Origin of the sequence: Bacillus cereus group sp. MG20 (genome assembly GCF_040459885.1) — a bacterium.
GTDB lineage: Bacteria > Bacillota > Bacilli > Bacillales > Bacillaceae_G > Bacillus_A > Bacillus_A cereus.
On sequence record NZ_JARVHF010000001.1, the window covers coordinates 4,820,902 to 4,844,803 of the forward strand.

A 23,902-nucleotide genomic window follows, 5' to 3' on the forward strand; every position below is an offset into this window, starting at 1 on the left:
ATAGTCCCTTCAATTATAAGTAGTTTAAAAATGTTTTACAAATCGGTAGCCATTTACTTCATATCCTAATTTTTTGTAAAAAGGATGAGCTTCTACTCTTTTTGTTCCACTAACTAGCCATGTGCCAATGCAATTATGTTTCTTTGCTAATTGCTCTGCATAATCCATCAATACTTGTCCAATGCCTTTCCGTCGTATGTTAGAATCGACGCTAATAATTGAAATCTCTCCATAACGTGTTACATCTTCTAAATTTTCACGTATACGAAATCCAAGTAATCCAAATATAGCTTCTTCTTCCTCGTAAACATATAAAAAATCAAACGGACTCATTTGTACGAATTGTAATCGATTGTTCATATCTTCATAGGAAATAGAGGAACCTTTTAATTCTTTCGTTAAAGAACAAAGTGCGTCTATATCATCTATCGTTGCTTCACGAATTTGAAAAGACATATTATCCACCCCAATAAAATGTAATCAAACATTTAATATTCTGTTAAAAAATGTTTTTTCCTGCTATGAAAATAAATATTTTATAATGATATATAGATAAGTTATATGTTATTCTTTTCCTTGATTGTATTGGAAATGGAAAGAGGGGAAATGCATGTTAGAAGTAAATATCCGCTCAGCCGGATATGAAATAGGCGAAAAAACAATTCATGATATAGCTTTTTCTATCGAAAAAGGTGAACTAGTTGCTCTTATTGGAGCAAATGGTGCTGGGAAGAGTACGACGATAAAAACGATGCTCGGATTACTTGTAAATATGGACGGTGAAATATCATTCGGTGAAAAGAAAAATCCGTATGCATACGTGCCAGAACATCCAACATACTATGATTACTTGACGCTCTGGGAACATATTGAATTATTAATGGCTGCTCGTGGAAGTGAAATGGGAAGCTGGGAAGAACGAGCGGAACAATTATTACATACTTTTCGAATGGATAAGCATAAACATGAGTATTTATCAAAGTTTTCAAAAGGTATGAAACAAAAATCGATGCTAATATTGGCGTTTTTAACTGAGCCAGATTTTTATATCATTGATGAACCCTTTATCGGTTTAGATCCAGTAGCTACGAAAGAGTTTTTAAGTTATTTATATAAAGAAAAAGAGCGCGGAGCAGGAATTTTACTTTGTACGCACGTATTGGATACTGCTGAAAAAATTTGTGAAAGATTTTTACTCATTTCACAAGGTACATTAGTCGCAGATGGACATTTAGAATCTATTCAAATGTTAGCGGAAATGCCGGGTAGCTCATTACTAGACTGCTTTGATGTAATCGTAAGGCGTGAACAACATGATTAAACAACAATTTTATAAAAGATTACGCCATGAGCTTCAGCGGAAGTGGAAGTCTATACGTTCGGTAACAGATTGGACAGTCGCATTATATATTATTATACCAGCACTTATATTTATGGGAATCTATTATAGGTCACTATGGATAAATGAATTATCAACGGAAGAGACGATTTATTTCGGATTAGGATTACTCGCATTTTATCTAGTAACATATCCGAGAGGAGTTCGTTCATTTTTTGAGCAAGCGGATAGTTTATTTTTAATTTCGTATGCAACACATATGCAAAAATTAGTCCAGTATGGCATGATGTACACATTTGTTCGAATAGCGATAACGAATATAATATTAGTCGTTATTATGTTACCGGTGTTGATGAAAAGTATCGGAGTAACAGAGATACAAGTCCTATTATTTTGGGTATTCTTTACTATATTTCGATTTATGATGTCGTTGTTAACGAGATTTATTCATGTACATGCGGAGAAACGATGGGTTTTATGGATTGTAAAAAATGTAGTATTTTCTATGAGTGTGTCCTTTTTTGGAATTAGTTTATTTTTTATTTATAAAAATCCATTTTATTCAATTCTATTTATCGGTTTAGTAATTTTCTTAAGTAGTGTATTAGTAAAAGCGAAAATGAATTATAAAAAGTTCTTTTTTAAAGAAATTGAGAAAGAAAAGGAGGAAAGCATGCGCTGGACGAGCGGAATTATGCAAGTTGGTGGTCATGCGGCTAAACCGAGTAGTTCGAATAAAAAACCGTGGATGTTTCCGTACTCTAAAAGACTTTTAGGAAAAAAAGCTGATTCTCGTATTGTCGAATCTTTTTTGAAAGAATTTTTCCGTACAAGTACTGCACGAATATTTTATATTCAAATTGTATGTATCAGTACTGCAAGTATAATTATGACTCCTAGGTGGATTGCAGCTATTGTTCTCGTATTTGCTGTAGTTGCAATTTCTCGCTATGCACGTGATTATTGGAATGAATTTACGAATAAGATGTTTCTTCATTTATATTGTGATGAAGGGAACTTACTTTTGTTAAGATGGAAGGCAAATCGTTATTTACTACTACCAGCAATACTTTTGTATGGAATAGTTATACTTGCCCAGTTTTATTTATTGCCAGCTGTGATTGGTGGCATTATTTTTATTTTATTAATTGTATGGATTGTATTTTTACCATTAAAAAAGAGCCATTGACGGCTCTTTTTCTAGTCTGTAACACATTGATAAATAAAATATACTAAAACGAGTATGCTTGCGGCGGAATACATGACATCTAAAGTCATCTGATCGCCTCCTTATTATTGTTGTATTTTTATTGTATGAAACCTTACAATTTCATATTCAAGTGAAAAATATGTGAACGTTAACAAAATTGTAAAGTGCAAAAATTACAATCATTTTGTATAATAGAAGAAACCACCGTTATATAAAAAAATAATGAGTGAAAGGGGAGGGAACATAAATGCCAAATTGGTTTAGAAAAACCTTAGTCGCATTAATTACCGTATTTACATTTGGTTTAGTGACGCCTCCTTCCATATTACTTGATAATGCCAAAGCTGCGGACAAGCCTACGAGCACAGCTGGGCAACAAAGTTTGGAGAGCACGTCCTATACATATGAAGAAACGAATGACAGGTTAACCACCGATACTTTTATTACTTATGCAATGCAAGAAGCAGAAAAGCAGTCGATGCAAAAGTTTGGTACTAAAATTGGTCCAGTAATTGAAGATGAGTTTAAAGATGTAATATTACCGAAAATTGAAGAGGCAATTGCTGAGCTTGCTAGTGATGTACCAGAAGATTCACTACAATCATTAGCGATTTCTCAAAAACCAGCTGGTGGAAATAATGAAAAGATTTTTCACGTCTACGATACGAAATCAGGAAATGATTTATTGCGTTTCCATGTAAGAAGAGATCATCCGCCGCAAGATGGTTATTATTTTAATTTCCATTATCACCGTTTTGATGATGGATACTCTGGACATCATGAGTTAGGAAATATTTATTGGAATACGAATGTACCGCCGAAATGGTTGTCTTAAAAAGAACAAGAGAAAATCTTGTTCTTTTTTATTTTTATAGAAGGGACAGACAACTATGTTGTTGAATAACATAGGTTTAGAAAAAAGAAGCAAAAGGAGTATGGAGATGCAAAAATATATTGTTTTTGACTTTGATGGCACATTAGTAGATTCACAAAATATATTTGTACCGATTTATAATCAACTTGCTGAAAAACATGGGTATAAAGCAGTAAAGGAAGACGAAATTGAACATTTACGTAAATTAACGATGACAGAGAGATGTAAACAACTCGATGTACCACTGTATAAATTACCGATGTTAGCTTTGGAATTTTATAAATTGTATCAGCCTGCTATAAAAAATCTTGTTTTATTTCATGGGATGAAGGATGTATTAGATGAACTACATAAAACAGGATACGGTATTGCGGTCATATCATCTAACTCAGAAGAGCATATTCGGGCGTTTTTGCACAATAATGGTATCGAAAATATTCAAGAAGTGTATTGTTCTAAAAATTTGTTTGGTAAAGATAAAATGATAAAAAGATTTTTAAAATCGAAAAAGATAACAGAGCAAGATATGTTATACATTGGTGATGAACAGCGAGATGTAGCAGCTTGTAAAAAGGCTGGGGTGAATGTAATTTGGGTATCTTGGGGATATGATGTTATTGAAACAGTGAAAAAAGACGCACCCGATTATATGGTTCATAAGCCGATGGAAATTGTGCAAGTAGTACAAGGAGTGTATTCATCATATTGAATTTTGAGTAGCAAATTTAGAGGAATCCATTTCTTTTTATAGTAAGCTGTTTTCAATAATTGGATGGAGAAGATTAAATGAAGTAGCATATAGCACGGGAGAAAGTGAAATATAATTTAAAGAAGTAGATGAGGAAATCGTAAGGACGTTAGGTCCTAGACATATTTGTTATCAAGCTATTCATAGAGAAGTAGTTGATGAAGTAGTAGATTTTCTTTCTAGTACGAAAGTGAAGGTAATACGTAGTCTAATTGAAATGAATCATTATTCAGAAGGGTACTATACGATTGATTTTTACGATCCGAATGGATTTATTGTAGAAGTAGCCTATACACCAAATGCAGAAATATAAGGGGAATAGATATGAAGATAATTACAGCACGGCAAAACAATATACAAATTGTAAAAGATGCAGCGAATATTGAAGAAATTTCTAAAGGTTTCTCTCCAGATCAGAAATATGTAATTACGAATGCAAATAATGAAAAATATTTATTTCGGACAGGAGATATAAAAGAGTATGAAAGAAAGAAAATAGAGTTTCAAATTTTAAATGAAATGGTAAAACGTAACGTACAGGTACAAAGGCCAATTGAAATAGGTATATTGGAAGAAGGTGTATGCTATAGTATTTTTTCATATTTAGAAGGGGAAGATGCGAAGAAGCTATTGCCTACGTATTCACCAAAAGAACAATATGATATTGGCATAGAGGCAGGAAAAGATTTAGCAAAAATGCATACATATGAAGCTCCTAATGATATACTTCCATGGCATGAAAGAGCAATGAAAAAACATAGTAAATATGTAGAAGCATACAAAACATGCGGAATAAAAATAAAAAATGATGATAAGATTATTAAGTTTATAGATGAAAATGAAATGTATGTAAAGGATCGCCCAAATCGATTTCAACACGATGATTTTCATTTAGAAAATATAATTGTACGGGATGGGAAATATGTAGGTGTAGTTGATTTTAATGGTTATGACTGGGGCGATCCACTGCATGATTTCGTGAAAATTGCACTATTTGCAAGGGACATTAGTATTCCGTATTCAATCGGACAAATAGAAGGATACTTTAATAGGAGAATACCAGAGGAGTTCTGGAAATTATATGCGGTGTACGTTGGCATGACAGTTTTCTCATCAGTTGTCTGGACATTAAGAGCAGCACCACATATGTTGGATGATATGTTAGAGCGTCTTCATATTGTATTGGAAGATCATAAAAACTTTGAGTTATCAAAACCAAGTTGGTTTCAACCAGATAAGATTGATATGAAATAGAAAAGGTAGGTGTGATTCGCACCTACCTTTATTTTTTACCATCAAAATACTTATTTAATTTTCTTAAATGTAAGTGGCTGAGTACTTAATGTGGCTGGTACATGTAACTGAAGGGATGGGAATTCACCTCTTATATTCATTTCATAAGCGAATAATAAACTCATTTTCATTTGGAATAAGTCAACTTTTGCAGAGAAGATGTCGTAATGATGATGCCCTAATTGAATATCCATTTCCATAAATTGTACATATAACGAATCATCGCGTTTGTATACTTGTAATGTTCCATATGCAGGATGTTCAAAAGTACCAGTATAGTCCTCTAACTTGTGCGAAGGTGTAGTCCCTTTAATTTGTTCAGGGAGGGATTCAGTTGCTTCTTTCATCATTTCCTTCATTTTTTCAGTATCTTCTACAGCACGTTTATGCCAATCAATGGATTCAAATTCAAGTAATTCATCATAAATTTGATTAGCCAGATAAGTAGGAAGTAATGTTCCTCCAGCATTCGTTAAAATGACAAGGCCTATGTTTTCTGTTGGTATGAATGAAACAAGCGCTGAAAATCCATCGATATTACCGCCATGATGAATCACTTTTTTACCACGATAAGCGCTAATAAACCAACCAAGGCCGTAACTATTTAATGGAGATTCAGGGAGTGATAAAACCGGTTGGTCTGGAATTGAATTGTGTGGTGTATACATTTGTTGTAATAATTCAGAGGAGATTAATTCATGATCTCCAAATTTTCCTTCATTTAAGTGGAGAAGTACCCAATTTGCCATATCTTCAATTGTAGAATTAATACACCCAGCAGCGCCGACTGTATCGATGTTGCGGAATGGAACTGCTTTTATTTCACCGTCATTTTCAATGTAAGGTAAAGCATAATCATCTGTAGTTTGTGAATCGTTAACAGAGAAGTTTGTATGTCTCATATTTAAAGGTTCTAAAATATGTTCTGTAGTGTATTGCTCCCACGTTTGATTTGTAATGTTTTCAACAATGTAGCTAATTGTTGCATACATTAAGTTGTTATATAGAAATGCAGTCCGGAACGGTGCATCAAGTGGTAAATGTTTTATTTTTTCAACGAGATCTTTTCGAGATAACGAAGAACTGTACCAAAGAGCCTCATGACGACTCACTCCAGTTCGATGAGAAGCTAAATCTCGTCCTGTAACTTGTGAGCTAGCAAGTAGTTCAGATAAAGTAAAGTTAGGTATATAAGACTGGATAGGGGTATCCCAATTAAACTTTTTTTGCTGTGCTAACAAGCTTAATGAAAGTGTGCCAAACGCTTTCGTTGAGGAACCGATTGCGAATCGAGTATTCGGTGTAACAGCCTCTTTTGTTTCTATATTACGATAGCCGAAACCTTCTGAAATAATAACTTCACCGTCTTTTATAACAGCTACAGCAGCACCAGGAACATTTAAATCCTTCATCATTTTTTCAACCGCTGTTTGTAAAGAAGTCATAACAGGCGTTTCAATTTTAGACATACTTCTAACCTCCAAATATAAATTTTGTTCTACCGCACTATACTTTCGGTAATAGAAAATGAAAACCTTTTTAAATTTGGAAAGTTAATAATTTTGTAAGAATTAGCGGAAGAAATTTTATTAATTAGGATTATTAAATTTACCATTTTTCATGTTATGATAAATTGCATATACGATTGAAAGAAGGTTTTCCTACATATGAAACATGCTGAAAATGAATACTTAAATTTATGCCGCCATGTAATGGAACATGGTACGAAGAAAGAAGATCGTACAGGGACAGGAACTGTATCTGTATTTGGATATCAAATGCGTTTTGATTTGAGTAAAGGATTTCCTTTATTAACGACAAAAAGAGTACCATTTCGCCTTGTAGCAAGTGAACTACTTTGGTTTATGAAAGGTGATACAAATATTCGCTATTTATTGCAGCATAATAATAATATTTGGAATGAATGGGCGTTTAAGAGCTGGGTAGAAAGTGATGAGTATACTGGTCCTGACATGACGGATTTTGGTCTTCGCTCACAACAAGATGAAGAATTTAAAGTACAGTACGATGAGCAGATGGAATTGTTTAAAAAGAACGTTTTAGAAGATGATGATTTCTCAAATAAATATGGTTATTTAGGAGACGTTTACGGTAAACAGTGGCGAGCTTGGAAAACGACAGCTGGTGAGACACTTGATCAATTAAAAGATGTAATTGAAATGATTAAAAAAACACCAGACTCACGTCGTTTAATCGTTTCTGCTTGGAATCCTGAAGACGTACCAAGTATGGCATTACCCCCTTGTCATACATTATTCCAGTTTTATGTAGCGGACGGAAAGCTTTCTTGTCAGCTATATCAAAGAAGTGGTGACATATTCCTTGGAATACCATTTAACATCGCAAGTTATTCACTACTAACACATTTAATTGCACACGAATGTGGTCTTGAAGTAGGGGAATTTGTTCATACAATTGGTGATGCACACATTTATACAAATCATTTTGAACAAGTAGAAAAGCAATTGGCACGTGAACCACGTCCGTTCCCGAAACTTACATTAAATCCAGATGTGAAATCTGTTTTCGATTTTGAAATGGAAGATTTAACGATTGAAGGATACGATCCGCATCCAGCAATTAAAGCACCGGTTGCAGTATAATTGTAGAGGAGATGAAAAAATGATTGTTTCATTTATGGTCGCAATGGACGAAAATAGAGTAATTGGTAAAGATAATAATTTACCTTGGCGTTTACCGAGTGAATTACAATACGTGAAGAAAACAACGATGGGTCACCCGCTTATTATGGGAAGAAAGAACTATGAAGCGATTGGTAGACCGCTGCCTGGAAGACGTAATATTATTGTAACACGTAATGAAGGATATCACGTTGAAGGATGTGAAGTTGTTCATTCTGTAGAAGAAGTATTCGAACTATGTAAAAATGAAGAAGAGATTTTTATTTTTGGCGGAGCGCAAATTTACGATCTCTTTTTACCATACGTAGACAAGTTGTATATAACAAAAATTCATTATGCATTTGAAGGAGATACATTCTTCCCAGAAATGGATATGACAAATTGGAAAGAGATTTTTGTAGAAAAAGGTTTAACAGATGAAAAAAACCCGTATACGTATTATTACCACGTATATGAGAAACAACAATAATAAAGAAGATTGATGTGAGAATTCGCATCAATCTTTTTATTTATATTCACCAATATAAGTTTATAGATGAGATTCGATAGTGCTATAATGATAGGTAGCATGTAAAAATGCTAAAATTTTCAAAAGTACTAATATAGAAAGAGGAGGAGAATCGATTGAGAAAGATATGGGGGATTCTTTTTCTTTGCTTAACATTCATGTTAGTTGGATGTGGTAAAGAAGAAAAACCACAAGAAGCGTTTGATACATATGTAAAAGCGTGGAATAAACAAAAATTTGCAGATATGTATGATCAACTATCAAAAAATGCAAAAAAAGATATTTCAAAGAAAGAATTTACTGAGAAATATGAAAAAATTTATTCTGGTATCGAAGTGAAAGACTTAAAGGTAGAAACAGGGGAAGTAAAAGAAGATAAAAAAGATGAAGGCCCTGTTCCTTTTAAAGTAAGCATGGATACAGTTGGTGGTAAAATTACTTTTGGCCATGAAGCAAAAATGGTGAAAGAAAAAGATGGAGATAAAGAATCTTGGAAAATAGATTGGACTCCTGATTTTATTTTCCCTGGCATGACGAAAGATAGTAAAGTGCGTATGCAGACAACACAGCCAAAACGTGGTGAAATATACGATCGTAATGGAAAAGGTCTTGCAACAAATGGGAAAGCTTCTGAAATCGGATTGATTCCTGAAAAGTTAGGCGATACTGCTCCGCAAACGAAAGAAACAGTAGCGAAGTTATTAAATATGTCTGTAGAAGAAATTGATCAAAAATTAGCTGCTAAATGGGTAAAACCAGGGTATCTCGTACCAATTGGAATTTTGCCTGAAGGGGCAACGCAAAATACGTACATTGATTTACCAGGTGTTTCAACAAAACCTGTAAATGTTCGTACATATCCGTTAGGGGAAGCGGCAGCTCATCTGACTGGTTATATTGGAAAGGTAAATGCTGAAGATTTAAAAACGCTACAAAAGAAAGGCTATCAAGCTGATGACCCAGTTGGTAAAGCTGGTTTAGAGCAAGTATTAGAGGAAAAGCTACGCGGTAAAAAAGGTGGCCGTGTCTTTGTAGAAGATGCGCAAGGAAAAGAAATTAAAAACTTGGCAAAAACAGATGCTGTTGATGGAGAAAATGTAACTTTAACTATTGATAGTGCTGTTCAAGAAAAAACGTATAATGAAATGAAGGGCGAAGCTGGTTCAAGTGCAGCAATCAATCCGAAAAGTGGAGAAACAATTGCACTAGTAAGTAGTCCAGCATATGATCCTAATTTAATTGCACGAGGAACATCGAAAGCGCAACGCGAAGCTTGGAATAATGATCCGAAAAAACCGATGACGAATCGCTTTACACAATTATCGGTACCAGGTTCTGTATTTAAACCAATTACAGCTGCAATTGGTCTTGAAACGAAAACAATCGATCCAAAAGAAGAGTTGAAAATTGAAGGATTAAAATGGACAAAAGATTCTTCTTGGGGTAATTATTATGTAACGCGTGTGAAAGATGCAAATCCGATTGATTTTGATAAGGCGATGAAATACTCGGATAATATTTACTTCGCACAAGAAGCTTTGAAAATCGGAAAAGACAAGTTTATGAGTGAAGCGAAAAAATTCGGATTCGATGAGAAACTACCAATTGAATATGGATTCCCTGCTTCTAAAATTGCAAATGACGGTATTAAAAATGATATTCAAATGGCAGATACAGGATATGGACAAGGACAAGTATTAATGACTCCTCTTCATTTAGCTTTAACGTATGCGCCAATTGTAAATGATGGAACGATTCCATCACCGTATATTATTAAAACAGATAAACAACCAAAAGCTTGGAAAGAAAATGTAATTTCTAAAGGAAATCAGGATATATTAAAAACTGCTATGACGAAAGTAATTAATGATCCGGATGGTACAGGGAAAATTGCTAAGATTGATGGAATGACTCTTGCTGGAAAAACAGGTACAGCGGAATTAAAAGTATCTAAAGAAGCCGAAGGAAAAGAACTAGGCTGGTTCGCTGCATTTGATTTGAATTCGCCAGATATGGTCATTACAATGATGATTGAAGATGTAAAAGGTAGAGGTGGAAGTAACATTCCAGCTGAAAAAGTAAAACATGTTTTTCAAAAATAATATGTAATAAAAGGCTATCTCTATAATTTATAGAGGTAGCCTTTTTGTATGAGAAGTCTTAATATCTGTATACTAAATTTTAGAGAAACAAAATAAATCATTAACTTACGAAAAAAAAGTAGCTATTTTTTATTGACATTGAATAAAACTTTTTGTATTATACTTACATAAGGTAAGTTATTAACTTTTAAAAAACAAATCTTGAATTGAAGATAAAAAGAAAAAAGGGAGAGAATACAATGACAAAAGTACTATTTATCACAGCAAATCCAAATTCAGCAGAAGGTTCTTTCGGAATGGCAGTAGGGGAAGCTTTCATCGAGGCTTATAAAAACGAGCATCCACAAGACGAAGTTGTAACAATTGATCTATTCAATACTACTGTACCAGCAATCGATGCAGATGTATTTGCTGCTTGGGGTAAATTTGCAGCAGGTGAAGGCTTTGAAACTTTAACGGAAGCTCAACAACAAAAAGTAGCAGCAATGAACACAAACTTAGAAACATTTATGCATGCAGATCGTTATGTATTCGTAACTCCAATGTGGAACTTTAGCTATCCACCAGTAGTAAAAGCATACTTAGATAACGTAGCAATCGCAGGTAAAACATTCAAATATACTGAAAATGGTCCAGTCGGCTTATTAGAAGGTAAAAAAGCACTTCACATTCAAGCAACAGGTGGCGTATATTCTGAAGGAGCATACGCAGCTGTAGACTTCGGACGCAATCATTTAAAAACTGTATTAGGATTTGTCGGTGTAAATGATACTGATTATATTGCAGTTGAGGGTATGAATGCAAACCCTGAAAAAGCACAAGAAATTAAAGAAGCGGCAATTGCTAATGCTCGTGAATTAGCAAAACGTTTCTAATATAGAATGCTTAAAAAGTCCAAACACTTGCTGTTTGGACTTTTTTTCTTCTTTTTCCTTCGTTTGTCTAGTATAATGAAGGTCGGAATGATAATAGGTGGGGGTTCTGTATGATTCAAACGTTTTTTAAAATCTTTTATTTAATTTTAATTGTAATTGCGATTACACCGAGAATGTGGCGTCTTAAAAGACAAGTAAATACGATGGCGCCAAAAGAAAAAGATAATGCTGTGTATAAAACGACAAATTGGTTTGGTAAGAAAATGGTACGTGTAGCTGGAGGGACAGTAGAAGTGAAAGGGCTTGAAAATGTTCCGAAAGACAAGCCGGTACTAGTTGTAAGTAATCACCAAAGTAATATGGATATCCCTGTTTTACTAGGTTACTTAAATAAACCAATTGGATTCGTGTCAAAGGCAGAGATTAAAAAGTTCCCAGTTGTACCAACTTGGATGGAACTTATGAATTGTGTATTTATGGATCGTAGCGATCGTCGTCAATCTCTTAAAGCAATTAAAGATGGAATCGAACTATTAAAGAATGGACATTCTATCGTAATTTTCCCAGAAGGAACGAGAAGTAAAGGTGGCGAAGTTGGAGAGTTTAAGGCTGGTAGTTTCCATCTTGCAGTAAAATCAGGTGTAGCAATTTTACCTGTAACGTTAGATGGTACATATAAGATGTTTGAAGCGAATGGAAATCGTATGAAGTCAGCTCATGCAACAGTAACAATTTCTAAGCCGATTACACCTGAAGAGTATGCGAATATGGATATTAAAGAATTAACGAAGCATACACAGGAAGTTATCGCATCACAATTACATAAGTAATAAAAAAGGTTTCAGCTTATAGTAAGCTGAAACCTTTTTTATTATGCTGTAGGTAAGACATAAAAGAGTACACAGAAGAACATCATCGTACTACCACCTAAAACGAACAGGTGCCATATGGCATGGTTGAAAGGTAGCTTTTCCCAAAGGAAGAATATAGCTCCGACAGAATATAAAATTCCACCTGCTAAAAGTAGTGAAAAACCATGTCCAGTTAGATTTTCATAAAGTGGTTTAATGGCAACGATTATGAGCCAGCCCATAATGATGTAACATAAAGTTGATGCCTTTATAAAGCGACGTACAAAGAAGATTTTGAAGACGATACCTCCGATTGCAAGTGTCCAAATTATAGCAAGCAACGTCCATCCTAATGGGCCACGAAGTGTAATAAGTAGAAAAGGAGTATACGTGCCAGCAATCAATAAGTAAATGGCTGAATGATCTAAAATAGTAAATATTTTTTCTACTTTAGGATGATGAATGCTATGTAGCAATGTTGAAAACAAGTACAGTAAGAACATGCTTACACCATAAACAGTAAATGCGACTACAGCTGATGCGGTACCGTGCTTAGAAGCATGAATAATCAATATGATTAAGGCAGGGATGCTTAAAATGGCACCGATACCATGTGTAATTGCATTTGCAATTTCTTCTTTTACAAATTGGGTCATTCGTGTCATTTTTTCAGTCATAATGCAAATCCTTTCTACTATCATAAAATAATATGTCATTTCCCTTACCATATCATACACAAGAGCAATAGAAAATGAAATTTGTATAATTGATTATATTTTTGAATTTTTTTGACAAAAGGCAATGGATTTGTTGACGTTTTCAAACTTTTTTGACAAAATAAAATTATGTAATAGTAGGACAAGGAAACTACTAATAAAGGGGATGGGGAAATGTTTTCAAATATTGGCTTTCCAGGGTTAATTTTAATTTTAGTAGCAGTACTCATTTTATTTGGACCTAAAAAATTGCCGGAAATCGGGAAGGCTTTAGGGGAAACGTTAAAAGAGTTTAAAAAATCAACGAAAGAATTGACAGATGACGCATTTCAAGAAAAGGAAAAGAAAGAAAAACTGTAATGTATTTTCCTTGTAATGGATAAATAAAGTGTGGTGAACGAGATGGAAGATCGGGAAATGAGCGTAGTAGAACATATTGTTGAGCTTCGAAAAAGAGTAATATATACGGTGTTATCCTTTGTACTATTTTTAATTATTGGATTTACTTTTACAAAGGATATTTATTTTTGGCTTGTAAAAGATTTACCAATGAAATTAACTGTTCTCGGTCCAAGTGATGTATTGTGGATTTTTTTCTCGATTGCTACAGTATTTGCTATCGTTTGTACAATTCCTTTTGCTGCTATACAAATTTGGTTATTTGTAAAACCGGGTTTACATCCAAATGAACAAAAGATGACAATAATGTATATACCGGTATTGTCTATATTATTTATCGCAGGTTTATGTTTTGGATACTTTATTGTAATGCCGTTTCTATTTCACTTTTTAACTACTATAGGTAATGAAATGTTTAATACGATGTTTACGACAGAAAAGTATTTTCATTTTGTACTTAATTTAACAGTTCCATTTGCTGTGATTTTTGAATTGCCAGTCGTTGTAATGTTTTTAACTAGTATTGGAATACTTACGGCGGAATTTTTAATAACAATAAGAAGGTATGCTTACGTAGCGTTGATTATCATTGCATCTTGCATATCACCGCCTGACTTTTTATCTCATAGTTTAGTTGCGGTGCCGCTTATTTGTATTTATGAAGTAAGTATTGCTTTATCAAAGGTTGTTAGTAAGAGAAAAAAGAAAAGAGAAGAAATGCAGTCGAAAAGTGCCTCGTTATAAAGGCACTTTTTTATTTATTTGTTATACTATAGCTATAAACGTATACAATATATAGAAGAAAAAAATTATAGAATCTCCAAAATTTAGACAAACTTTGCGCTTTTATAAGCTTATACTAAATGTATTAAACAATTGATGGGTAATGAGGTTCCCGTCTCAGGGATATTTAGGACGGGAAGATGGATTAGGTGGAGATGAATAGAGTATAAATCTTCTAGCCATAAGGACTACAGAAATCATATAAGTCTGATTTTACTCCACTTTAAACAACGTCTTACAGCGCAAAGTAGAGGAAGTTCAAAAATCCAATGAAAAAGAGGATTGATATTGTGATTACGAAAAGTTTTTATTTCACTCATTCAACAGGGGATTGTATTAAAATATTTGAAATCCCTGTCCTACAGGCACAGCATCCATTATCGTTTCTAATTCAGTCTCGTCTTCAATTATTTATTGCAAAAATTCAAAAACAAAAACATCCAAGATTTTCATATTCTTTCCGTGAATATTTACAAAATTGTTTGAAGTGGAATGATTATTTAAATGTATATAAAACAAATACTCTTGAAAAAAATGCATGATATAGAGTAGAGACAGGGTTAGGAGCTCTGTCTTTTTCATTTTAGATATAAAAATATAATTAATTTGATGAAATTTCGTTCCAAATTGTTGAAAGCAATGGGAATACTAGTATAATAACAAGGAGAGCGTATTGGAAAGGGAAGAATATAATATGCAAAAAATTAAAATTGTAACAGATTCAACAGCAGATTTATCACAAGAGGTAATCGAGAAGTATGACATTCATGTTCTACCATTATCAATCTCTGTAAATGGACAAACATATTTAGATCGCGTTGATCTACAACCAGATGAATTTATTGAAGAAATGCTTAAATCAGAGGAACTACCAAAAACATCACAACCAGCAATGGGTACATTTGTAGAAATGTATGACAAGTTAGGTGAAGATGGAAGCGAAGTACTTTCCATTCATATGACAAGTGGAATGAGTGGTACTGTAGCAACTGCAAATAGTGCTGCATCAATGACCGATACAAAAGTAACAGTTGTTGATTCTCAATTTATTACACATGCTTTAGCATATCAAGTAATTGAAGCTGCAAAAATGGCAAATGAAGGACGCTCACTAGAAGAAATTTTAAAACGTGTAGATGAAGTAAGAAAGAATACTCGTTTATATGTAGTAGTAGATACATTAGAAAACTTAGTGAAGGGTGGACGTATCGGTAAAGGAAAAGCGTTTATCGGTTCGCTACTTAATATAAAGCCAATTGCTAGTCTTGAAGACGGTGTTTATAATCCTGTAACGAAAGTTCGTAGCCAAGGCCAAATTGTAAAAACATTAGCTAAGTTATTTGAGCAAGATACAGCTGGAAAAGTTGTAAAGGCTGTTGCAATTCCGCATGCGAAAGCAATTCCTTTAGCTGAAAGTATGAAAGCGGCGGTTGAAAAAGTGAGTGGGTTTGCTCAATCAGAAATTTTCTATACTACGCCTATAATTAGTACTCATACAGGTCCAGGTGCAATCGGATTTATGTATTTAGCAGAGTAATAAAAAAGCTACTTGAAAATATATTTCAAGTAGCTTTTTTATGTAAATAGAAAGTAAGAAATAAGAAGAGCTATACAGGCACTACCGCTAATGATATAGCGAGTCTGTAAATATTCATTCATAGATAACACCCTTTATCCTGCTATTTGCGGACAGTAAAACTCCCACCTCAAAATTTAGCTGGAGCAAAGAGGTTAGGTGGCGGGCTGTCCGTAAAAGCCCGATTGGTGAAGGTTAATAATCAGTGGGGATAAAGAAACTCCCACTGATTAAAGTTTCATTATAGGATTTTCTATATTATATGTTGGATATAGAAAATCAGTCGTTACGTTACACATGTAAAGTTTCAATTTTTTCATTTACTTGCTTATCATTTGTTGCGTTACTATAAATAAAAGTTTGGCCTAAAAAGAGTACATGCAGTTGTTCCCATGGTAACATGCGCAAATTCCAATTATTTCGAAGTCTAGTTATTGCTTCACGAGGTGTTTCATCGGCGAGTGCAAAAGCTCCGTAATGCATCGGTATAAAATGCGTAGCGTTTAAATCTAAATAAGCTTGCACAGCTTCTTCGGGTGAAACATGAGATACTTTCATAAACCATTCTGGTTCATAAGCGCCAATGGGCATAAGAGCAATATCAATTAAAAAGCGTTCACCGATTTCTTTGAAACCTTGGAAATAGCCACTGTCGCCACAAAAATATATGGTTTCCATAGTCGTTTCATTATCAATAATCCATCCGCCCCAGTGAGACGTATTCATATCAAATAAGAATCTTCTCGTCCAGTGCTGAGCAGGTACGAAGTGAAAAGAAACTTCGTTAATTATCGTACTTTCCCACCATTTATACTCTTCTACATGTTTAAATTTCTTACGAGTAAATAATTTTTTTAATCCGATAGGTACAAGATATAGAACATCATCATTCAACTGACGAAGAGTTGAAAAATCTAAATGATCATAATGACCATGTGAAATAAGGACAATATCAATTTTAGGCAGTGCTTCTATAGAGAGTCCAGGTTCTGTAAGTCTTGTAACTAGCTTTAATTTATTGGCCCATACTGGATCTGTTAATATATTAAGTCCATTCGTTTGGATAAGAAAAGTAGAATGCCCAATCCATGTGACAGTCGTTTTTTTTACATTACTTTGCAAAAATGCACTTTGTTTAACGGGTGATTGTTCTACTAAGAAAGAAAAATCTTTTTTGTTTTGCTTTCGTTCTTTACGCCAGCGTAAAAAAGAGCGAATTGATTTTTTTGTACTAACATTATCCATATTTTCATAGCGCTTTGCCATGAACATCACCTCATTTACAATCGTTGTATTTGTATTGTACCGAAATGTTGTTAAGGAATACAGTGTAAAACATGGATTAATGTTTAAGGAATTGTTAAAAAATAGGGAGAGGTATTTACAAAAGTAACAATAAAATTAGTTTTATCAATTCTATTTATAGAAATAATAGTAAAAAATATATTTTGTCTAGTAATTCGCTTGAAATAAAGAAGTAACATACGTAAATTCGTACGATTTCGTGAACAAATGTAGTAAACAATTTTCTCGTAGTGTTAACTTTTGTTATTATAAACATAACCTATTTAAATTTAGGATAGAGAAAAGAGGTTTATAAATGAAGCGTTATCAAAAAATAATTGGTCTTATGGTTGTATTTTGTCTCTTTGTACTTGCTGGATGTAGTGAATCAGGTTCAAAGCTTCGTAAACCATTAAATTGGGATTTAGAAACTTTCCAATTTACAAATCAAGATGGAAAGCAATTTGGTACAAAAGATTTAAAAGGGAAAGTTTGGGTTGCAGATTTTATGTTCACAAATTGTCAAACAGTTTGTCCACCAATGACTGCAAATATGGCCAAGCTGCAAAAGATGGCAAAAGAAGAGAAGATAGACGTTCAGTTTGTTTCATTTAGTGTAGATCCAGACCTTGATAAGCCGGAAAATCTGAAAGCTTTTATTCAAAAGTTTACAGAGGATACTAGTAACTGGAATTTATTAACGGGATATTCGTTAGAAGATATTACGAAGTTTTCAAAAGATAATTTCCAATCACTTGTAGATAAGCCGGAGAATGGTCAGGTCATGCATGGTACATCATTTTATTTAATTGATCAAAACGGAAAAGTAATGAAAAAGTATAGTGGCATTAGTAATACGCCATACGAAGACATTATACGTGATATGAAGCGATTAGTGGATTAAAAATAAGGGTGCATAGCACCCTTATTTTTTTTGCATTAGTCTATGGATAAAATGTCATGTTGTTGGGGAAGTTTCGGCGCCCGAATTTCTAATACGCCGTTTTGATAAGAAGCTTTTGCTGCTTTTTTATTAATTGAATACGGCAACTTAATTAATCTTGATGCTTCTGAAATGGAACGTTCCCGGCGATAATAGTTATGGGATGTTTCTTCTTCTTCTTCGAGTATCTCTTCTTTTACAGAGACTTTTAAGTATTCACTTTGTATTTCAATTTGAATTTGCTCTTTTTGTATACCTGGTAGTTCAGCTGTAACAACGAGTTCTTCACCAACTTCATATAAATCTACAGGGAATGTTAATAAACGGTTTCCTTTTTGGAAAAAATGATTTAAATCAGCGATTACATTGCGAAGAGGTGTTTGCTCGAAGAAATCATCAATTTGCTTTAAGTAATTACGAACCGGTGGGCGAGAAGAATCTTTTTTTTCTTCACTCATGGTATTCCCTCCTAGAAATCAATTTGCAATATCATATGACAAAAGCGGAGAAAGGTGAGTGCCTAGTTTTCATGTTTTCATAAAAAATTGTTAAAAATGTGAAATGGAGTGATTTTTTTATAGTTTTTGGTCGCCATATTCAGTTGATTATGCTAGTATAAATAGGGTTGATATAGTAGTATAGAAACAGAATGAAAACCGAAAGAGGGTAAGAAGTATGTGTGGTTTTGTAGGATGTTTATGTGAAAACCCTAGAGAGTTTTCAGAAACAGAAAAACATCAATTTGAAAATATGAACACGATGATTTTCCACCGTGGTCCAGATGACGAAGGATATTTTCGTGATGAACATGTACAATTTGGCTTCCGCCGTTTAAGTATCATTGACTTAGAGGCAGGACATCAGCCGCTAACTTATGAAAATGATCGATATGTAATTATTTTTAATGGTGAAATTTACAACTATGTAGAATTACGTGAAATGTTACTTGAAAAAGGTGCAACGTTTGCAACACAATCTGATACAGAAGTTATCATTGCATTGTATGCACATATGAAAGAAAAATGTGTAGACTATCTTCGTGGTATGTTTGCATTTATGATTTGGGATCGTGAAGAGAAGAAACTTTTCGGTGCACGTGACCACTTCGGTATTAAACCTTTATACGTCGCACAACAAGGTGATACTACATTCTTCGCATCTGAGAAGAAAAGTATTATGCATGTGATGGAAGATAAAGGAGTTAATCCAACGTCACTACAACATTACTTTACGTACCAATATGGTCCAGAGCCAGAAACATTAACAATTGATGTTAATAAAATCGAGCCTGGTCATTATTTCGTAAAAGAAATCGGTAAAGAGATGGAGATCCATCGCTACTGGAAACCTTATTTCAATGCTTCAAGCGCAACGAAAGAGGAGCATATCCAAGCAATTCGTGATGTGTTATACGATTCAGTAAAAGTGCATATGCGCAGTGATGTACCAGTAGGTTCATTCTTATCTGGTGGTATCGATTCATCTATTATCGCTTCTATCGCAAGAGAAATGAATCCAAATCTTTTAACATTCTCTATTGGTTTTGAACAACGTGGTTTCAGTGAAGTTGATGTTGCCAAAGAAACTGCTGAGAAATTAGGCGTTAAAAACCATAACGTATTCATTTCAGCGAAAGAGTTTATGGATGAGTTCCCAAAAATCATTTGGCATATGGATGATCCTTTAGCAGATCCAGCAGCTGTACCATTGTACTTCGTTGCAAAAGAAGCACGTAAGCATGTAACAGTTGTTCTTTCAGGTGAAGGTGCAGACGAGTTATTTGGTGGTTATAACATTTATCGTGAGCCAAACTCACTAAAAATGTTCTCTTACATTCCTAGCCCAGGTAAGAGCGTTCTAAAAGCATTAAGTGGTGCTCTTAAAGAAGGATTTAAAGGTAAGAGCTTCCTAGAGCGTGGATGTACGCCAATTGAAGAGCGTTACTATGGAAACGCGAAAATCTTCCGTGAAGAAGAAAAAGTTGAATTAATGAAGTATTACAATGAAAGTGTTAACTATATGGATATCACGAAACCATTGTATAACGAGATTAAAGATTATGATGATGTAAGCAAAATGCAGTACATTGACATGTTCACATGGTTACGTGGTGACATTTTATTAAAAGCTGATAAAATGACAATGGCAAACTCATTAGAACTTCGTGTACCGTTCTTAGATAAAGAAGTATTCGATGTTGCATCTAAAATTCCAACTGAATTTAAGATTGCTAACGGAACTACGAAAGCTATTTTACGTGAAGCAGCACGCGGAATCGTTCCAGATCACGTATTAGATCGTAAAAAACTTGGATTCCCAGTACCAATTCGTCACTGGTTAAAAGACGAAATGCATGATTGGGCTATCAATATTATAAACGAGAGTAAAACAGAGCATTTAATCGACAAACAGTATGTATTAAACTTACTGGAAGCACATTGTGCAGATAAAGGCGATTATAGCCGTAAAATTTGGACTGTCCTTGCGTTTATGGTATGGCACCAAATTTATGTTGAGCATAAATACGATACGAATAAGTTCCATGAAGAAACAAAACGTGCGTATAGCTTAGTTTAATTAGAAAAACCTTAAGATCGCATACGGTCTTAAGGTTTTTTTCATAAATAGGAAGTATTATTGATACAATAATAGTAAAAGGATGGACAACATATGATTACGTTTGAGAAAGTTACCGTAGAAAATGAAAGCGTTGTTAAAGAAATGTTTAAATCGCATAGTTTAGGTGAGAAAAAGGTACAGTACTGTGTGAAAGTTGATGATACATATATTGGTGTAATAGATTATAGTGTTCAAGAGGAACGAGCTGTTTTATCACAGCTAATTATTCATTTTGATTACCAAGGTTACGGTTATGGTGCAAATACGTATTTTACATTTGAAGAAATGATGAAACAAAGAAATGTGAAAGAAATAAAAGTGCTACAAGAGGAATTAACAGAAAAGGCGAAGTCTTTCATAGAGAGTTTTGGTTTTACTTCAGAAGATGAAGAGTATGTAAAGAAAATATAACGATGATTATTTATGAGATAAAATAAATATAAGGCAGGTGGATGTATGACGATGACTTCTGGTCTTGTATTAATTGGAGGGTGCTTTATAGTAGCAGAATTATGTCATATACTCATTCGGAAAAGAATGAGTAAGAAAAAAAAGCCGTATGAATTACAATACGTCCCTGTCTTTTTCATTATGTTTTGTATGCTTAGTACATTACAAAATCTAATGAACTTTCCACCACTTGTGAATGTTTTTTTTAAGTTCGGTTTACTTTATAGTGGTGCTGGAATAACACTTTTATTTATTTTATTTTGCATACGTTATGTTCACTATCAATCGTATATATTTATTTTAAATTGGTTAAAGTAAGATGATAGAAAACGCCTTACATAAGGCGTTTTTTTTATTTGTAATTGTAACAGAACTTGTACATTTCACATAAAATAGGACGAGTAGCAATGCAAACATATTACAAGAAAGGGGCGGGGCAATAAAATGAAACTTGTTATAGACGCAGGGCACGGTGGATATGATTCTGGTGCTGTTGGTAATGGTTTAGTAGAAAAAAACTTAACACTTCAAATTGCTAGACGCGTTCGAGACATTTTAACGGTAAATTACCCAATTACAATTAAAATGACACGTGATAGTGATGTGTTTATTTCTTTATCGGAACGTGCTAATATTGCCAATGCTTTTGGTGCGGATTATTTTATTTCATTTCATATTAATAGCGGCGGGGGTACAGGTTTTGAAAGCTATATTTATAATGCGTTATCCAACAGCAGCACTGCATATGCAAAGCAACAAAAGATGCATACAGCAGTAAATCCTGTATTAACAAAATACGGTCTTCGTGATCGAGGAGCAAAAAAAGAAAATTATGCGGTATTAAGAGAAACCGCAATGGATGCAATTTTAACTGAGACTGCCTTTATTGATACAACGTTTGATGCAAATTTATTAAAAAATCCACAATTTATTGAAGATCTAAGTCAAGCGTATGCGAATGGAATAGCGGCTATTTTTGGAGTAGCTCCAAATCCACAACCTCCTAACCCACAACCGACACCTCAAACAAAGGGAATCGCTTATATCCTTGGGAAAAATGTAAATTTAAGAAATGGTCCATCAACTTCTTCCTCAGTTATTCGTCAATTAAATTCTCCAGAATCTTACGTTGTATATCAGGAAAGTAACGGATGGTTAGATTTGGGGAATGGACAATGGGTGTATAATGATCCTTCTTACATTAATTTTGTAAAGACAAGTAATAGTGATGGAAGTCCGATTGGGGTTGCATATATACAAGGGATGAATGTAAATTTAAGAAGTGGTCCATCAACTACATCTGCAGTTATCCGCCAATTAAATTCTCCAGAATCTTATTTAGTATATATAAATGAAAATGGTTGGTTAAACCTTGGTGGAAATCAGTGGGTATATAATGATCCATCGCATATTAAGTATACTCAATATTAGCAATTAAAATGATAATGCAATATGGATGCGTATCTTTGTTATGTATAACAAAGATACGCATTTTAATAACAACATTTATTTTCATACTTATGCACTATGTTTTAAAAAGAAACATTAGAAAAGCGGATAGAATCTAAACAGTATATATTAAAAAAGTTTTCTGATATACATTGACAATGTATGTAGGATACATTAATCTTTAATTGTTAATGATAATCGATTTCATCTAGGGAGGACATATGATACATACTAAAAAACTAATTATGTTCTGCATTATGATACTCATGGTTGTAATTGCAGGATGTAGTAAAGAAGAGAAAAAGGAAAATGATATATCAGCGAAAGCAAAAGATTCATATACGGTAAAGCATGCAATGGGCGAAACGACAGTAAATGGTACACCTAAAAAAGTTGTTGTTTTAACAAATGAAGGTGCAGAGGCTCTTCTAGCTGTGGGCGTAACGCCAGTGGGGACTACGAAACCACGTGCTGGTGATGAATGGTATCCTCATGTAGCGAAAGAGTTAAAAAATACGGAAGTTGTAGGAACTGAACGTGATATTAATTTAGAAGCAGTAATGAAGCTTAAGCCAGATTTAATTATCGGAAATAAAATGCGTCACGAAAAAATATATAATCAGCTAAAAGAAATCGCACCAACTGTTTATGCAGAAACATTACGCGGTGATTGGAAAGAAAACTTTACGCTTTATACAAAAGCTGTAAATAAAGAAAAAGAAGGGCAAAAAGCTCTTGATGATTATAAAAAACGTATTGAAGGAATGAAAGAGAAGTTAGGCGATAAATTGAATTCTAAAGTTTCTATTATTCGTTTCGTGCCAGGTGATGTTCGTATTTATCAAAAAAACTCATTCTCGGGAGTTGTTTTAAATGATATTGGATTTAAACGACCACCATTACAAGATAAAGATGATTTTGCGATAAAAGGAATTACAAAAGAGCAAATTCCAAATATGGACGGAGACTACTTATTCTATTTCACGTCTGATAAAGATGCAGATAAGAATAATGAAGGAAATTCGTTAGCAAAGGAATGGACAGAAGATCCACTCTTTAAGCAACTACAGGCTTCTAAAAATAATAAAGTATTCCAAGTAGATGAGGTAATCTGGAATACAGCAGGCGGTATTAAAGCTGCGAACCTTATGTTAGATGATATTGAAAAATATTTCCTTAAATAAATGATAAAATACATCACTTTTACGAAGTGATGTATT

At 33.7% G+C, this 23,902-nt stretch carries 25 protein-coding genes and 1 pseudogene; 21 read left to right on the plus strand and 5 right to left on the minus strand.

The features are described 5' to 3' along the window. Positions 1-24: 24 nt before the first annotated feature. The gene (locus QCI81_RS24820) at positions 25-456 is read right to left on the minus strand and encodes a GNAT family N-acetyltransferase (RefSeq protein WP_000009776.1); all 432 of its coding nucleotides are present in this window, start codon (positions 454-456) and stop codon (positions 25-27) included. Positions 457-610: 154 nt separating this feature from the next. Here QCI81_RS24820 and QCI81_RS24825 point away from each other — a divergent pair, with 154 nt between their 5' ends. The 6 genes and pseudogenes from QCI81_RS24825 to QCI81_RS24850 all read left to right on the plus strand — a co-directional run bounded on the left by QCI81_RS24825 (position 611) and on the right by QCI81_RS24850 (position 5,425). Next, on the plus strand, positions 611-1,321 hold the full coding sequence (locus QCI81_RS24825) for an ABC transporter ATP-binding protein (protein WP_000895234.1): 711 nt from the start codon (positions 611-613) through the stop codon (positions 1,319-1,321). After that, positions 1,314-2,528 (plus strand): ABC transporter permease, encoded by a 1,215-nt coding sequence (locus tag QCI81_RS24830; protein ID WP_000595455.1) that lies wholly within the window; start codon positions 1,314-1,316, stop codon positions 2,526-2,528. Before QCI81_RS24825 ends, QCI81_RS24830 begins: the two co-directional genes overlap by 8 nt. A gap of 268 nt (positions 2,529-2,796) precedes the next feature. Then, positions 2,797-3,384 (plus strand): YpjP family protein, encoded by a 588-nt coding sequence (locus tag QCI81_RS24835; protein WP_001134421.1) that lies wholly within the window; start codon positions 2,797-2,799, stop codon positions 3,382-3,384. 106 nt (positions 3,385-3,490) lie between these two features. Continuing rightward, a complete protein-coding gene (locus tag QCI81_RS24840) occupies positions 3,491-4,132 on the plus strand; it encodes an HAD family hydrolase (RefSeq protein WP_053564610.1) in 642 nt (213 codons plus the stop codon). Positions 4,133-4,160: 28 nt separating this feature from the next. Continuing rightward, positions 4,161-4,484: pseudogene (locus tag QCI81_RS24845) on the plus strand (VOC family protein). An 11-nt stretch (positions 4,485-4,495) separates the two neighbouring features. Continuing rightward, the gene (locus tag QCI81_RS24850) at positions 4,496-5,425 is read left to right on the plus strand and encodes an aminoglycoside phosphotransferase family protein (protein WP_071730094.1); all 930 of its coding nucleotides are present in this window, start codon (positions 4,496-4,498) and stop codon (positions 5,423-5,425) included. Positions 5,426-5,475: 50 nt separating this feature from the next. Here the strand turns inward: QCI81_RS24850 and QCI81_RS24855 are convergent, their stop codons facing one another. Continuing rightward, the gene (locus QCI81_RS24855; protein WP_000034317.1) at positions 5,476-6,933 is read right to left on the minus strand and encodes a serine hydrolase; all 1,458 of its coding nucleotides are present in this window, start codon (positions 6,931-6,933) and stop codon (positions 5,476-5,478) included. A gap of 198 nt (positions 6,934-7,131) precedes the next feature. Between QCI81_RS24855 and QCI81_RS24860 the strand changes: the two genes are divergently transcribed. From QCI81_RS24860 to QCI81_RS24880, 5 genes are all read left to right on the plus strand, one after another. Continuing rightward, positions 7,132-8,088, plus strand: coding sequence for a thymidylate synthase (locus QCI81_RS24860; RefSeq protein ID WP_000679600.1), 957 nt, complete (start codon positions 7,132-7,134; stop codon positions 8,086-8,088). A gap of 19 nt (positions 8,089-8,107) precedes the next feature. After that, on the plus strand, positions 8,108-8,596 hold the full coding sequence (locus QCI81_RS24865) for a dihydrofolate reductase (protein ID WP_000637207.1): 489 nt from the start codon (positions 8,108-8,110) through the stop codon (positions 8,594-8,596). 155 nt (positions 8,597-8,751) lie between these two features. Next, positions 8,752-10,737, plus strand: coding sequence for a penicillin-binding protein 3 (gene pbpC / locus QCI81_RS24870; RefSeq protein ID WP_016098466.1), 1,986 nt, complete (start codon positions 8,752-8,754; stop codon positions 10,735-10,737). A 239-nt stretch (positions 10,738-10,976) separates the two neighbouring features. Continuing rightward, on the plus strand, positions 10,977-11,612 hold the full coding sequence (locus tag QCI81_RS24875; RefSeq protein WP_000170028.1) for an FMN-dependent NADH-azoreductase: 636 nt from the start codon (positions 10,977-10,979) through the stop codon (positions 11,610-11,612). Between the two features lie 110 nt (positions 11,613-11,722). Further along, the gene (locus QCI81_RS24880) at positions 11,723-12,442 is read left to right on the plus strand and encodes a lysophospholipid acyltransferase family protein (RefSeq protein ID WP_000616582.1); all 720 of its coding nucleotides are present in this window, start codon (positions 11,723-11,725) and stop codon (positions 12,440-12,442) included. 41 nt (positions 12,443-12,483) lie between these two features. On the opposite strand, the gene trhA is transcribed toward QCI81_RS24880, so the two are convergent. Continuing rightward, positions 12,484-13,140 carry a PAQR family membrane homeostasis protein TrhA gene (trhA, locus tag QCI81_RS24885; RefSeq protein ID WP_000136890.1) on the minus strand — a complete coding sequence of 219 codons (657 nt, stop codon included), beginning with the start codon at positions 13,138-13,140 and terminating at the stop codon, positions 12,484-12,486. A gap of 213 nt (positions 13,141-13,353) precedes the next feature. Between trhA and QCI81_RS24890 the strand changes: the two genes are divergently transcribed. The 4 genes from QCI81_RS24890 to QCI81_RS24905 all read left to right on the plus strand — a co-directional run bounded on the left by QCI81_RS24890 (position 13,354) and on the right by QCI81_RS24905 (position 15,898). Then, entirely contained in the window at positions 13,354-13,539 is a 186-nt protein-coding gene (locus QCI81_RS24890; protein WP_000492442.1) for a twin-arginine translocase TatA/TatE family subunit, read from the plus strand. Between the two features lie 42 nt (positions 13,540-13,581). Next, positions 13,582-14,322: a twin-arginine translocase subunit TatC gene (gene tatC, locus QCI81_RS24895; RefSeq protein WP_023521829.1), complete on the plus strand. Its 741-nt coding sequence runs from the start codon at positions 13,582-13,584 to the stop codon at positions 14,320-14,322. Between the two features lie 329 nt (positions 14,323-14,651). After that, entirely contained in the window at positions 14,652-14,903 is a 252-nt protein-coding gene (locus QCI81_RS24900; protein WP_000629012.1) for a DUF2535 family protein, read from the plus strand. 152 nt (positions 14,904-15,055) lie between these two features. Continuing rightward, complete coding sequence (locus QCI81_RS24905) at positions 15,056-15,898, plus strand: DegV family protein (RefSeq protein WP_021036079.1); 843 nt, start codon at positions 15,056-15,058, stop codon at positions 15,896-15,898. A 330-nt stretch (positions 15,899-16,228) separates the two neighbouring features. Here QCI81_RS24905 and QCI81_RS24910 read toward each other — a convergent pair whose 3' ends face one another. Then, positions 16,229-17,203: an MBL fold metallo-hydrolase gene (locus tag QCI81_RS24910; RefSeq protein ID WP_001129640.1), complete on the minus strand. Its 975-nt coding sequence runs from the start codon at positions 17,201-17,203 to the stop codon at positions 16,229-16,231. Positions 17,204-17,537: 334 nt separating this feature from the next. Here QCI81_RS24910 and QCI81_RS24915 point away from each other — a divergent pair, with 334 nt between their 5' ends. After that, positions 17,538-18,125, plus strand: coding sequence for an SCO family protein (locus tag QCI81_RS24915; RefSeq protein WP_000833332.1), 588 nt, complete (start codon positions 17,538-17,540; stop codon positions 18,123-18,125). Between the two features lie 35 nt (positions 18,126-18,160). On the opposite strand, the gene QCI81_RS24920 is transcribed toward QCI81_RS24915, so the two are convergent. After that, positions 18,161-18,622, minus strand: a complete 462-nt coding sequence (locus QCI81_RS24920; protein ID WP_001288086.1) for an Hsp20/alpha crystallin family protein — start codon at positions 18,620-18,622, stop codon at positions 18,161-18,163. A 217-nt stretch (positions 18,623-18,839) separates the two neighbouring features. Here QCI81_RS24920 and asnB point away from each other — a divergent pair, with 217 nt between their 5' ends. The 5 genes from asnB (at position 18,840) to QCI81_RS24945 (ending at position 23,866) form a co-directional block, all read left to right on the plus strand. After that, positions 18,840-20,741: an asparagine synthase (glutamine-hydrolyzing) gene (asnB, locus tag QCI81_RS24925; RefSeq protein WP_000333826.1), complete on the plus strand. Its 1,902-nt coding sequence runs from the start codon at positions 18,840-18,842 to the stop codon at positions 20,739-20,741. A gap of 93 nt (positions 20,742-20,834) precedes the next feature. Beyond that, positions 20,835-21,194, plus strand: coding sequence for a GNAT family N-acetyltransferase (locus tag QCI81_RS24930; RefSeq protein ID WP_000627519.1), 360 nt, complete (start codon positions 20,835-20,837; stop codon positions 21,192-21,194). Positions 21,195-21,245: 51 nt separating this feature from the next. Next, positions 21,246-21,551: a hypothetical protein gene (locus QCI81_RS24935; protein ID WP_071730098.1), complete on the plus strand. Its 306-nt coding sequence runs from the start codon at positions 21,246-21,248 to the stop codon at positions 21,549-21,551. Positions 21,552-21,677: 126 nt separating this feature from the next. Continuing rightward, positions 21,678-22,664: an N-acetylmuramoyl-L-alanine amidase gene (locus QCI81_RS24940; protein WP_071730099.1), complete on the plus strand. Its 987-nt coding sequence runs from the start codon at positions 21,678-21,680 to the stop codon at positions 22,662-22,664. Positions 22,665-22,903: 239 nt separating this feature from the next. Further along, positions 22,904-23,866: an ABC transporter substrate-binding protein gene (locus QCI81_RS24945; RefSeq protein WP_023521835.1), complete on the plus strand. Its 963-nt coding sequence runs from the start codon at positions 22,904-22,906 to the stop codon at positions 23,864-23,866. Positions 23,867-23,902: the final 36 nt, after the last annotated feature.

Excerpts from the sequence above, each read along its gene's own strand:
- QCI81_RS24890 (WP_000492442.1), top strand. The coding sequence starts at position 13,354 with ATGTTTTCAAATATTGGCTTTCCAGGGTTAATTTTAATTTTAGTAGCA.
- QCI81_RS24945 (WP_023521835.1), top strand. The coding sequence starts at position 22,904 with ATGATACATACTAAAAAACTAATTATGTTCTGCATTATGATACTCATG.
- trhA (WP_000136890.1), bottom strand. The coding sequence starts at position 13,140 with ATGACTGAAAAAATGACACGAATGACCCAATTTGTAAAAGAAGAAATT.
- QCI81_RS24920 (WP_001288086.1), bottom strand. The coding sequence starts at position 18,622 with ATGAGTGAAGAAAAAAAAGATTCTTCTCGCCCACCGGTTCGTAATTAC.
- QCI81_RS24935 (WP_071730098.1), top strand. The coding sequence starts at position 21,246 with ATGACTTCTGGTCTTGTATTAATTGGAGGGTGCTTTATAGTAGCAGAA.
- QCI81_RS24855 (WP_000034317.1), bottom strand. The coding sequence starts at position 6,933 with ATGTCTAAAATTGAAACGCCTGTTATGACTTCTTTACAAACAGCGGTT.
- QCI81_RS24905 (WP_021036079.1), top strand. The coding sequence starts at position 15,056 with ATGCAAAAAATTAAAATTGTAACAGATTCAACAGCAGATTTATCACAA.
- QCI81_RS24910 (WP_001129640.1), bottom strand. The coding sequence starts at position 17,203 with ATGGCAAAGCGCTATGAAAATATGGATAATGTTAGTACAAAAAAATCA.
- QCI81_RS24865 (WP_000637207.1), top strand. The coding sequence starts at position 8,108 with ATGATTGTTTCATTTATGGTCGCAATGGACGAAAATAGAGTAATTGGT.
- QCI81_RS24875 (WP_000170028.1), top strand. The coding sequence starts at position 10,977 with ATGACAAAAGTACTATTTATCACAGCAAATCCAAATTCAGCAGAAGGT.
- tatC (WP_023521829.1), top strand. The coding sequence starts at position 13,582 with ATGGAAGATCGGGAAATGAGCGTAGTAGAACATATTGTTGAGCTTCGA.
- QCI81_RS24880 (WP_000616582.1), top strand. The coding sequence starts at position 11,723 with ATGATTCAAACGTTTTTTAAAATCTTTTATTTAATTTTAATTGTAATT.
- QCI81_RS24915 (WP_000833332.1), top strand. The coding sequence starts at position 17,538 with ATGAAGCGTTATCAAAAAATAATTGGTCTTATGGTTGTATTTTGTCTC.
- QCI81_RS24820 (WP_000009776.1), bottom strand. The coding sequence starts at position 456 with ATGTCTTTTCAAATTCGTGAAGCAACGATAGATGATATAGACGCACTT.
- QCI81_RS24940 (WP_071730099.1), top strand. The coding sequence starts at position 21,678 with ATGAAACTTGTTATAGACGCAGGGCACGGTGGATATGATTCTGGTGCT.
- QCI81_RS24835 (WP_001134421.1), top strand. The coding sequence starts at position 2,797 with ATGCCAAATTGGTTTAGAAAAACCTTAGTCGCATTAATTACCGTATTT.
- QCI81_RS24840 (WP_053564610.1), top strand. The coding sequence starts at position 3,491 with ATGCAAAAATATATTGTTTTTGACTTTGATGGCACATTAGTAGATTCA.
- QCI81_RS24830 (WP_000595455.1), top strand. The coding sequence starts at position 1,314 with ATGATTAAACAACAATTTTATAAAAGATTACGCCATGAGCTTCAGCGG.
- QCI81_RS24930 (WP_000627519.1), top strand. The coding sequence starts at position 20,835 with ATGATTACGTTTGAGAAAGTTACCGTAGAAAATGAAAGCGTTGTTAAA.
- asnB (WP_000333826.1), top strand. The coding sequence starts at position 18,840 with ATGTGTGGTTTTGTAGGATGTTTATGTGAAAACCCTAGAGAGTTTTCA.
- QCI81_RS24825 (WP_000895234.1), top strand. The coding sequence starts at position 611 with ATGTTAGAAGTAAATATCCGCTCAGCCGGATATGAAATAGGCGAAAAA.
- QCI81_RS24860 (WP_000679600.1), top strand. The coding sequence starts at position 7,132 with ATGAAACATGCTGAAAATGAATACTTAAATTTATGCCGCCATGTAATG.
- QCI81_RS24850 (WP_071730094.1), top strand. The coding sequence starts at position 4,496 with ATGAAGATAATTACAGCACGGCAAAACAATATACAAATTGTAAAAGAT.